Here is a 12,011-nt window from a genome sequence, read left to right on the forward strand (position 1 = left end):
TCAGTTGGCATGCGTTATCGCCATATCGTCGGCACAGGCTATTGAGCTGGCCTCCCGCGATCAATAGCCTCCCGTCGATCACATGCTTCGTGTGGTCGCGGTGACGGTCTGTCAGGACCGCAGGTATGTGGGGGTTACAGGTGAGTGGCAGACCGCGTTGGTTCGCGAGCGTCCAGTACCGAATCTGGGGTCGGACACTCACACTCGCCACGGCGGCGATCGCGCTGCTGGCACTGCTGGCACTGCTGGCTCCGATGGCAGTCGCTGGGGGGAGCATCGGGCCGTACCGCTTCAAGGGCACGGTGTGGAACCCGAAGACCCTGCCGAAGACGCCGACGGTCGGCAGTCATACGCTCCACCGGTCCCCCGCCGCACACCCGAAGGGCTACAAGGCGGTGACCCGGTACCGGGTCACCAATCCCGTGTGGCCCAAGGCGGGGACCAAGACCGTGGGCCTGACCCGGACCGTTTCTGCCCCGGCGGCCAAGACGGCCGGCACACCCAGCGCCGCAAGCAGCACACCAACTTCCGCGCCGGCCACGACGGTTCCTGTGACGAAGCCCGTCAAGGCGGGCACCCTGCCGGTGTGGGTGTCCCCTGCTCCGTCTACCGGGGACTCGTCGAAGTCGAAGACCGCGATCGCGCCCGCAGCGGTCCAGGTCAAGGTGGCCTCGCATGCGCAGACCCTGCGTGCCGGTGCGGATGGCATGCTGCTCGGCTTCACTCGTACCGATGCCAACGCCGGTAAGAGCCGGGTGCGGGCGGTCATCGACTACTCGTCGCTGGCCAAGGCGTACGGCGGCGGCTTCGGCTCGCGGTTGCGGCTGGTTCAGGTGCCGGGATGCGCGCTGACCACTCCTCAGCTGGCGCGGTGCCGGACACAGACACCGATCGCGTTCACCAACCGGGCTGCCGCGGACCAACTGACGGCGACGCTCACCCTCAACTCGTCCTCGGGCTCCGTGCCGTCTTCCTCCGACACCAAAGCCGCGCCGATGGCGATGTCCGCGCAGACGGCGATGTCCGCGGAGACGGCGGCGGTCGAGGTCACCTCGGGCAGTGCGGGTTCACAGGGCAGTTACGCGGCAACATCTCTGGCCCCTTCCGGGAACTGGCAGACATCGGGCACAGGTGCGTTCACGTACTCCTACCCGATCGACGTTCCCTCCGCGGTCGGCGGCAACGCCCCCTCGGTGGGTCTGTCCTACGACTCGCAGTCCGAGGACGGGGAGACCTCGGCGCGTAACTCCCAGGCCTCCTGGGTCGGTGACGGCTGGGATTACCAGCCAGGGTTCGTGGAGCGGACGTATCGTTCCTGCGGGTCCCTTCTGGACAGCAGCGGCAACAAGATCCTCAAGGGGTCGGGGGACGAATGCTGGGCCGGGGACAACGCCACGATCTCCTTCGGCTCGCACTCCGGGCAACTGGTGCCGGACGGCGTCGACTCCAGTGTGTCGGGTGAAATCAAGCAGTGGCGGCTGCAGGGCGATGACGGGACGCTGGTGCAGGAGCTGTCCGGGGCCCCCAACGGACTGCAGGACGGTATCTACTTCCGCGTCGTGACCACCGACGGCACAGCCGCCTACTTCGGTGCCGACCACTCCCCGACCGGCCCCGGCACCTCCGGCGGGATGCAGTCCGGAACTCCTGGCGACTCCTCGACCGACGCCGCCTGGGGCATGCCGGTGCTGCACCCGCAATCGGGCGATCCGTGCTACGACTCGGCCAAGGGCAAGACGTCACAGTGCGCCAAGCACGAAGGCTGGCGCTGGAACCTGGACTTCGTCGTGTCGCCGAGCGGAATCGTGCAGCGCTACGACTACACGAGCGAGACGAACTACTACGACCTCGGTGGCGGCCAGGCGGCCTCCGGTGACTCCGGCACCCTGGCCTCGTACGTCCGCAGCGGAAAGCTCGACAGCATCTCCTACGGCTACAGGCTCACCGACGAGCAGAGCGGACGTACCCCCGCCGCTCAGGTCACCTTCACCTCCAAGCAGCGCTGCCAGACCACGAGCAGCTTCACCGACTGCTCGGCGGGCAACCTCAACGACAGCACGGCCCCGCACTGGCCCGACGTGCCATGGGACCTGCACTGCGACTCCACCGACAGCACCACCCTGCCTTCCGGGTCGACCTCGGTGCCCACCAACGTCTGCGTCACTATGGGGCCGACGTTCTGGTCCACCACCCGTCTGGACAGCATCACCACCAAGGTCCACGTCAAGGACGCCACCACCGATGCCCTCACGGCCGTCGACAGCTACCAACTCGGGCAGGTCTACTCCGATGCCGGCGGCACGGTGGACCCGGTCACCGGCACGACTGTGGACCCCCAGGACGCGGGCTCTCTGCAGGCGGTGATGTGGCTGCAGTCGATCCAGCACACCGGCAAAGACACCTACGGCAACGGCAACAGCGACATCGAGCTGAACCAGGTCGCCTTCACCGGCACCGAGATCGACAACCGCGTCAGCGACACCTCACCGTCCGCGCCGCCCCTGTACCGGCCGAGGATCTCCTCGATCCAGACCGAGACAGGCGAGTCCATCGCCGTCGACTACAACCTCAACCCGTGCGCGAACAAGACGCTGTCCATCTCGGCCGCCGACGCCAACGCCAACTCCTGCTACCCGGTCTACTGGACGGTGCCCGGGGCCTCGAAGCCGATCGCGGACTGGTTCAACAAGACCACCGTGCACACGGTCACCGCCTCCGACCTGACCATCGCATCCCAGTACAAGCCGAACTCCCAGAACATCCCTGCCGGCTCGGAGACGCAGGTCTCCACCTACAGCTACGCCGGGGCCGCCTGGCACCGCGACGACTCGGCGCAGACGGACGACCAGTACCGCACTTGGGACCAGTTCCGCGGCTTCCGCACCGTCACCGTGCAGACCGGGCAGGCCCCCGAGCCCGTCACCCAGCAGACCACCACCTATCTGCAGGGCATGGACGGCGACTACAAGTCTGACGGCACCCGCCGCTCGATCACCGTCGCCGCCAAGGTCGGCAGCTCCACGGTGCAGAATGTCCCCGACGTCAATCAACTCGCGGGTACGGCCCTGGAGAGCGACACCTATACCGCGGCGGGTGGCTCCATCAACGCCGTGACCGTCAGCGGTCCGTTCACCTTCACCACCACCGCTCACGCCACCCAGACTCCGTGGACGGACTGGACCCAGGACGACAACCCCGGCCAGACCAAGCCGACCCTGTCCACCCTGCCCGACCTCGCCGCCTACCGCACCAAGACCACCCAGTCGAACGGTTACGACCTGCTCGCGGACGGGACGTGGCGTCACACGCAGACCGACACCACCTACGACAGTCAGGGCCGGGTCTCGACCGTCGACGCACACGGTGACGTGAGCGTGGCCGCGCAGGAGAAGTGCTCCACCACGACGTACGCGGCGCCGTCGGCCGGCAACACGATGACCCTGTCCTACCCGGACCAGGTCACCTCCGTCAGCGGTCCGTGCGGCACTGCGGTCTCCGCCAGCACACTGCTGGCGGACAAGAAGATCTACTACGACGGCGACGGCACGCTCACCAACCTGGGCACCTTCGGACAGCTTGACCAGGCCGGCAGCACAGCCATCGGCCAGGTGAGCGCCGTGCGCACCGCCACCGACTACACCGGGGGCACTGAGAACTGGCAGACGAGTACGGCGATGAAGTACGACGGTGGCGGTCGCATCACCGACAGCGTCGACGTCACGGGGCAAAACACCCATACCGCGTTCAGCCCGGCATGGTCCCTCCTCGGCGGCAACACCAACCCGACCAGCATCTCGACCACCAACTCTCAGAGCTGGAAGGTCACCTCGACCCTCGACGCACTGCGCGGTCTGCCCACAGAGAACGTCGACGCCAACAACCGCAAGACCGATATCACCTACGACGCACTCGGGCGGCGCACGGCCGTCTGGCTGCCGGGCCGCGACAAGGCCTCGGGCCAGAGCGCGGACAGGACGTTCGCCTACTCGATCAACTCCGGCGCGCTCGCCGCCCCGGGCGGCACCATCACCTCACCCGGTGCCCCCTCCGCGGTGACCACGAAGACCCTGCGCGAGGACGGCACATACGCCTCCTCGATCACCATCTACGACGGAATGCTGCAGCCGCGACAGACCCAGGCCACGGCCGATGGCGACACCAACTCCGGCCGGATCATCTCCGACACCTTCTACGACTCCCACGGCTGGCAGACCGCCTCGTTCGCGCCGTACTCCGAGCCGAACAACTCCCCCTCCACCACCCTGTACGCGGCGAACGAGAACCAGATCCCGTCGGAGACCACCACCGCCTACGACGGTGAGGGCCGCGCCATCACCGGCACGCTGTGGCATCAGGCCGTCCAGCAGTGGCACACCACCACCAGCTACCCCGGCGCCGACGAGACCGACACCACCGCCCCCGTCGGCGGCCGCTCCACCGCGACCTACACCAACGCGCTTGGCCAGACCGTCAAAAGCGTCGTCAAGAACAGCGGCAGCCTGGCCAAGCTCAGCAAGGGGCAGGTCATCCCCTCGGGCACGTCACTGACGTCCGCCAGCGTACGGCTGGCCATGCAGGCCGACGGCAATCTGGTGCTGTCCTCCCTCGCCACCGGCAAGACCCTGTGGTCGACCAGCACCTCCGGCAACCCAGGAGCCTTCGCCACGCTCGGGAGCGACGGCAACTTCGTCGTCTACAACGCCGGTGCCACCACCGTCCTGTGGTCGAGCGGGACCGCCACCGGCACCGTGATGCAGATCCAGAACGACGCCAACATGGTGCTGTACGACAGCACCGGCGCCGCGATCTGGACGACCAACACCTGGCACCTGGCCACCCAAGCCGACGCCACCACCGCGTACACCTACACCCCGGCCGGCCAGGTCGACACGATCAAGGACAGCGCCGGCAACACCTGGTCCTACCACTACAACCTGCTGGGCCAGAAGACCTCCCAGAGCGACCCGAACACCGGCACCACCAGCTACGACAAGTACGACACCGTCGGCAACCTGCTACAGACCACCGACGGGCGCGGCCAGGTGCTGTCCTACGCGTACGACTGGGACAACCGCCCCACCGCCGAATACAACAGCGCGTGGTCGGCCACCCCCGACCCCGCCAAGAAGCTCGCCTCCTGGGCGTACGACACGCTCGCGAAGGGCTACCCGACCTCCTCCACCCGGTACGTCGGCGGAACATCCGGATCGGCATACACCCAGGCGGTCACCGGCTACAACACGGCCTACCAGCCGACCAGCACCACCCTGACCATCCCGGCCACCGACGGCTTCGCCGCAGCCGGCCAGTCCACCGCACCCACCAGCGGCACCGTCACCTACACCGCGTCCGCCTTCTACACCCCGACCGTCGGCCTGCTGTCCACCCTGCGCTACCAGGCCGACGGCAACCTGCCCGCCGAAGACATCGACTACGGCTACACCCAACAGGGAAACCTCGACGGCATCGGCGGATTCATCACCGCGGCCAACACCCCCGATTACCTGGACACCGCCGTCCACGACCCCTTCGGCCGGGTCCTGCAGACCAACTACGGACCCACCGGCAAGGAACTGGCCACCTTCGCCCAGTACGACGCCACGACCGGTCGGGTCACCCAAACGTCCAGCATGCTGCAGACCTCCACCACCGCCCTGGACGTGGCCAACTACCGCTACAACCAGGCCGGCGAGATCACCGCGATCGACGACCTGCAGAACAACACCACCCACGACACCCAATGCTTCACCTACGACTCCTTCCAGCGACTGACCGCCGCATGGACGGACACCGCAGGCATCACCAACTCCACCAGCGCCCCGGTCGGGAGCGTCGGCGGCTGCAACACCGGCCCCGTACAGACCACCACCACGGCCCCCGTCACGACCACCACGGTCGGCGGCCCGGCGCCGTACTGGCAGACCTACACCTACGACCTGCTCGGCGACCGCACCGGCATGGTCAACCACGACACCACCGGCACCGCGGCCAACAACACCACGCAGACCACCGCCTACACCGGCACCGACGGCACCACCACCGCGACCCTGCCCGATCAGGCCGGCACCACGACCAGCAGCAACCCCACCACCGGCAGTGCAACCTGGACACCGAGCTACACCGACCCGGCCTACAACAACAAGAACGCCGGCGACACCATCAGCCGGAAGGCCACCACCACCGGCCCGCTCACCACCGGCTTCACCCTCACCGGCGGCGGCAAGCTCTGCATCGACGACGCAGGCGCCTCCACCACCCCCGGCGCAGTGGTGCGCACCTACACCTGCAACGCCTCCGCCGCCCAGAACTGGACGATCGGCACCGACGGCACCGTCAAGGTGCTCGGCACCATGTGCCTGGACACCACCGGCAACGCCAGCACCGCCGGCACCCTCCTGGTGATCGACACCTGCAACAGCGACGCCACCCAGAAGTGGAAGGCCACCAGCACCGGCACCCTGGTCAGCAACGCCAACAGCACGATGTGCGTGACCGACCCGGCCGCCAGCGCCACTATCCGCACCCAGCTCACCCTCGCCACCTGCGGCAGCGCCGGCCAGAGCTGGACCACCGCCGGCACCGGAGCCGTGCCGCCCGGACAGACCCAGACCCTCACCTACGACGCCGAGGGCCGCACTGCCACCGTTGCCACCGGATCGGGCACACACACCAACACCAGCAAGTACCTCTACGCCGCCGACGGCAGCCTGCTGGAACAGACCAGCGCCATCGACGGCACCGACAAATCCCGCATCCTGTACCTTTTCGGTGGCAGCGAACAGATCACCCTGAACGTCTCCGCCAAGACCTGGACCGGCTTGCGCAACATCACTGGCCCGGACAGCACCACCATCACCCGCTCCAGCACCGGCACCGTCACCTACCAGGTCGCCAACGCCCAGGGCACCGCCACCGCCGCCATCGACGCCAGCACCCTGGCGGTCACCCGCCGCTACTACGACCCCTACGGCAACTCCCGCGGCACCAAGCCCACTTCCTGGGTAGCCGCCGACGAAAACCACGGCTACCTCGGCCAGCCCACCGACGCCACCACCGGCCTCGACCTCCTCGGCGCCCGCAACTACGACCCCGCCCAGGGCCGCTTCCTCGCCCCAGACCCCATCTTCCAAGCCGGCGACCCCAACCAGATGGGCGGCTACACCTACGCCGCCGACAACCCCTCGAGTAGCAGCGACCCCACGGGATTCGACCCTGCGAGCTGGGGGGAGTCACCCCAGTGCCAGGCAACCGGCATCGGCTGCGGCAGCACGACAAAGAAAAAGTCCGGCAACGCGGACAAATCAAACGGCAACACAACTGCCGCGCCGTCCGCTACCCCCACACCTTCCTTCGGCCCCGTCCCCGCCTCCACACAAACTCCCACGCCGTCTCTCGGCGAGACTCCGTGCCAGCCGGCCGACTTCGGCACCAGCCGGTGCGAGAGCTACGGCGGCGGCAAGCTCTTCCTCGCCACCGTAGGCACGGCGGTCGTGGCCGGCGCTGTCACGGTATGCGTGGAGACCGGCGTCGTGGACTGTGTTGCCGGTCTGGCTATGGGGGTCGCGGACGCCGAGGCGGGCGGGAGTCTGCTTGCCGGTACCCGCGTCATCGTGGGACTGGGCAGTGCTGCGGCCGAGACAATCGAAGAAGCAGACGAGTTGGCGGCTGAGGCCAGCGCGGCCAAGCAGGCCACTGAAGATGCCGCGGCTGCCAGAGGTGCCGCGGCCAAGAAGGCGGACGCCCAGGCCCAAGCCGAACACACCAATACCGAAGCCGCAGCACCAGACACCCCGAGCAAGGGCGAAAGCACCTCCACTGCGAAAGAAGGCTGCAGCTTCTCACCAGACACCCCAGTCCTGATGGACAACGGCAAGACGACGCCGATCGGCAAGATCAAAGCCGGCGATAAGGTCGAAGCCGCCGATCCCGCAACCGGAAGGCACCGGGGCACCCGCACCGTTCGGCACGTGTGGATCAATCACGATCACGACCTCCTCGACCTGACCGTCCGCACCAAAGATGGCCACACCGCCATCCTCCACACCACCGCCAATCACCCGTTCTGGGACGACACCACCCACACCTGGATCGCCGCCGGCAAACTCCACCACGGCGACGCCCTCAACACCCCCACCAACGGCCACGCCTACGTCGTTAACACGCAGCCCACGCCAGGTGCGGCAAACCGCTGGAACCTCACTGTCCAGCAACTCCACACGTACTATGTGATGGCCGGATCCACGCCGATCTTGGTTCACAACACGAAGCGCTGCGAAACAGATCCGACGTGGGGTGGGAGCGTACAATTTGCGGGGCCGGACGCCTTGGGGCGCCCTCAAGGCATGTCCGCCGCCGTTAGCCGCCCAATGATTGGGGAAGGCACGCCAGCAGACCCTGACATTCGTCCGCCGGGATTCACCGGAGGGCGTCCGATTGGAGATCAGGCACGTGGTCACTTGCTTGGAAGGCAGCTCGGTGGCTCGGGTGATATCCCAGAGAATTTGGTAACGCTTCTTCAGAATCCTGTGAATACTCCCATCATGAGCGGATTTGAAAGGCAAGTTCGACTGGCTGTAGAAGGTGGTCAATTTGTCCAATACTCGGTCACCCCTATATATGAGGGAAGAAATCTAGTGCCGCGCGCCGTAACCCTTTCCGCGTATGGCAACGGAGACTTCAGTCTAAATGTCTCAATTTTGAATGGGAGGTAGCATGAGCATCGATGAGCTAGCGTCCGTCGTGTCGCCTCCCCCGGGTGTCCAGCCTGATGAAGTCGACTGGCAATCTGTCGAGCATCTGATTGGCTGTGTTTTGCCCGCCGACTATAAGGAGATGGTCCGGCGATACGGTCCGGGCTGTTTCTCGCAGTTCATTCACATCTATCAGCCGTCGAGTGAACTGCGGGCCATTGATCTTCCTACTCAAGTTGGTGAGTCGTTGTGGGCGCTCAGATACCTGAGAGACGCCGGTGAGCCAATGCCGTATCGGATCGACGATCCAGTGGAAGTGCTCGCTTTCGGTCGAACGGACAACGGAGACGTCCTCTTTTGGAGGCGTACGGACATCGATGCTCCCGATACATGGACCGTTCTTGTGAAGGAGCCTCGGGGTGAAGAGTGGTTCGAATTCCCTGGTGACATGTCGGGATTCTTGGCCAAGGTCCTAGATCGTACAATTGCTGTGCCTATTTTTCCGCGACGATTCCCGTCAATGGCACCGATATTTGAGTCTTACTAGCAGTCTTCCTTAATTGCGCCAGTGGCCCCGCCGGATTTGTTTCCAGTGGGGCCGTTGTGCTGTTTGACGGCAGTAGTTGACGGCAACGTCAGCGGACGGGTGCTGCACGAAGCGGCGGGCCGTCGCCGTCATCGGGCTTGGAGGCGGTGTCGGTGAGGTTGCTGAGGGCGTGGCCGAGGAGGTCGATGGCCTGGCGGGCGGAGGCGGACGTGGGCGTAGACCGTTGCGGTCGCGCCGATGTGGGCGTGGCCCAGGAGCTCCTCGATGACGACGAGCTCGACGCCCTGCCACAGGAGAAGCGTCGCCGTCGAGTGGCGTAGGTGCGCGTCGCGCACTAGCTGTATTGATCACGAGCGTTGTTAACGCGGGGTCGGACTTGATCGTGGCGAAGGCCCCGTGTGTGGTGGAGGTGTCGAATCTTCACCGCACGGAGGCCTTCGTGTCCCACCGTAATGCCCGGCTGACCGTTCACGGCAGGCGGCTGGCTGCGCCGGTGCGTGAGTTCGTCCCGCTGCCGTCGCCGTCGCCGATGTTGAGGCAGTTCTGCGGGTCGGTGTCGAGGCGGGGTGTGATCAGGTGGAAGAGCTCCGGATCGGGCTTGCGCCGTCCTTCTTCGCAGGAGAGCACGCGTGCGTCGACCGGCGTGGCCAACGGCGCTGCGGCCAGGTCTCAGCCCAGGGCGTCGGCAAAGTCGGGTGGTGTCCGCTTTGGTGCTCTGTCCGGTGTCGAGGCGTGCGCTTCAGCGCACTTGGGGACGCAGATAGTGCGGTTCGGGGAGCCCGAACCACAGCCCGATCTCATCGGGGGCGCTAACTTTGCAACGTCCCTGGGTGGAACCGCGGCAGCCATGCTCGATTGACGGGTTCGATGTGGTTGTCGCAGCAAGGGCGGAGCGCGAGGTAGGTGCGGGTTCCCATAGGCGCTCTACGATGGTTTGCCGCTCCGGGCGAGCAACAACCTGTAGACGCCAGTGAGGGCGGCGAGAAAGGTGGCCGCGACGCCTGCGAGAGATACAACGGCAAGTCCGATCGCGCAGATGGTCTGGAGCATCATGTGTCTACGCAGATTGCGGACCCAGGCTTTTTCGTCGACCGGACGTCCCAGGTTTCCGGCCACCCCCTTGATACGTTCGGGCTGTCGTTTCATATGGCTCCAGTTGTTTCGGAACGTAAAGACGAACAACAGTGCGAAGGGGCCAAGGAAGATCGCGACCTGTGTGAATGAGCTAACCTCGATCTTTCTTGACGGTCCGCGAGGGAGTCGGTGGACCGTTTCGCTTTCGGTGGCTGATTGCGGGCAGGCCGTGGGCCCGAGTGTCGCGTCGGGTGGGCGCCGGGTTCCACTGCTCCGGGTGGGGTGGTGCTACTCGCAGGGGTAGGGAAGCTGCTGGTCAGCCGGGGTTCGGCAGGAGTGTGAGCCGTGCGAGGGCGTCTGTGATCTCGTTGGTCCAGGGCCAGTGGGCCGCGAGGCGGAGGATGCGGCGCCGGCCGGTGGTGACGAGCTGGGCGGCTGCGGAGAACAGGCGGAAGCGGAGGCGGCGGGGTTCCCAGAGACGGGTCTGGCCGGTCAGGGCGAGCATGGGCATCCAGGCCAGCAGGTCGAGTGCGATCTGGACGATCTCCAGCCACACCTTGTTCTGCGCGGTGTCGTGCAGGGGCAGATTGCGCAGGCCCGTCGCGCGGGCAGCTCGGATACGGTCCTCGGCCCGGGCCCGCAGCCGGTGACGGAGCTCGAGTTCGGCGATGGGACGGCCGGCGGTGTTGGTAGCAAAGCAGGTGATCCGCATGCCGTCCGCATCGGTGATCCTCAACTGGGCCCCGGGATGCGGCCGTTCCTTGCGGACGATCAGCCGCATGCCCTTCGGCCAGCCCTCAAGCAGGTCGCCGGTGAGCTCGGCGACCCAGGCCCCGTCGCGGACCTCGCCGCCGGTCTCGACGGCCGGCGTCCATGCCGATGCCGGGATCTTCAGGACGTGCTGGTGAATGGCTTCGGTGATCACCATGCCGACCGAGTAGGACAGCCAGCGCCCGCGCTGGGCGATCCAGGCGACGAACTCGTGGGTGCCGCCCGCGGAATCGCAGCGGATCAAGGTCTGTCGCCCCCGCCGGTACTTCGTGGGCAGCTGAGCGAGGGCGAGGCGGGCGGCCTCGATGTGGTCGGCGGCCGTGTTCGAGCCCGCGTTGCCCGCCCTGAGAAGGGACGCGACAGGTTCACCGGTGCCACCGGAGCCGTGATCGACGAAACCCATCAGCGGGTGGTGACCGTAGGTCTTCTTCCAGGTCGGGGCGGCGTCCTGCTTGTCCGAGTGGGCGATGACCAGCACTCCGTCCAGATCCACGGTCACCTGCCCACCAGCGTCCGGAGCCCCGTCGCGGGCCAACTTCCAGACCCGGCAACGGACTTCGGACCGGGCTGTGCGGATTGCGGTCAGTGCCTTCTCGCCCGAGGCGGCAAGGGTGTCGATCAGGCGGGAGACTGTCGGGTCGGAGGCGACCGGCCCGAACACGGCTGGCTCGGCCCGAAGCATGCCCACATCTGCCAGGCAGTCCCCGCCCAGCGCGACCGCCAGCGCCACATCCAGCAGGACCTTGCCCGGATCATGCACCGCCCGCGACTTGCGCCACGGCGCCAACGCCGCCGATATCGCCCTGTCCAGGCCAGTCTTGCGGATCGTCTCCACCAGCAGCACACCGCCGGCCTGGGAGACCACCCCGCGACCACCACCTTCGGTACGGACACACGGGTAGGACCCGATACGCTTCTTCACCTGGAGA

The 12,011-nt window shown here is 66.6% G+C and carries 6 protein-coding genes; 3 read left to right on the plus strand and 3 right to left on the minus strand.

Annotated elements, in window-relative coordinates; translation table 11 throughout:
• Positions 1–140 precede the first annotated feature (140 nt).
• Both OG841_RS31575 and OG841_RS31580 read left to right on the plus strand, forming a co-directional pair.
• Complete coding sequence (locus tag OG841_RS31575) at positions 141–8,711, plus strand: ricin-type beta-trefoil lectin domain protein (protein ID WP_371567452.1); 8,571 nt, start codon at positions 141–143, stop codon at positions 8,709–8,711.
• Between the two features lies 1 nt (position 8,712).
• Positions 8,713–9,237, plus strand: a complete 525-nt coding sequence (locus tag OG841_RS31580) for an SMI1/KNR4 family protein (RefSeq protein WP_328638278.1) — start codon at positions 8,713–8,715, stop codon at positions 9,235–9,237.
• A gap of 128 nt (positions 9,238–9,365) precedes the next feature.
• Here OG841_RS31580 and OG841_RS31585 read toward each other — a convergent pair whose 3' ends face one another.
• Positions 9,366–9,572 (minus strand): tyrosine-type recombinase/integrase, encoded by a 207-nt coding sequence (locus tag OG841_RS31585; RefSeq protein WP_371567454.1) that lies wholly within the window; start codon positions 9,570–9,572, stop codon positions 9,366–9,368.
• A 133-nt stretch (positions 9,573–9,705) separates the two neighbouring features.
• Entirely contained in the window at positions 9,706–9,888 is a 183-nt protein-coding gene (locus OG841_RS31590; RefSeq protein WP_328638277.1) for a hypothetical protein, read from the minus strand.
• 252 nt (positions 9,889–10,140) lie between these two features.
• On the opposite strand from OG841_RS31590, the gene OG841_RS31595 reads away from it, so the two are divergent.
• Positions 10,141–10,461: a hypothetical protein gene (locus OG841_RS31595; RefSeq protein ID WP_371567456.1), complete on the plus strand. Its 321-nt coding sequence runs from the start codon at positions 10,141–10,143 to the stop codon at positions 10,459–10,461.
• Positions 10,462–10,627: 166 nt separating this feature from the next.
• Here OG841_RS31595 and OG841_RS31600 read toward each other — a convergent pair whose 3' ends face one another.
• Positions 10,628–12,004, minus strand: a complete 1,377-nt coding sequence (locus tag OG841_RS31600) for an IS1380 family transposase (protein WP_266697342.1) — start codon at positions 12,002–12,004, stop codon at positions 10,628–10,630.
• Positions 12,005–12,011: the final 7 nt, after the last annotated feature.

The organism is Streptomyces canus, assembly GCF_041435015.1.
GTDB lineage: Bacteria > Actinomycetota > Actinomycetes > Streptomycetales > Streptomycetaceae > Streptomyces > Streptomyces canus_G.

Excerpts from the sequence above, each read along its gene's own strand:
- OG841_RS31580 (WP_328638278.1), top strand. The coding sequence starts at position 8,713 with ATGAGCATCGATGAGCTAGCGTCCGTCGTGTCGCCTCCCCCGGGTGTC.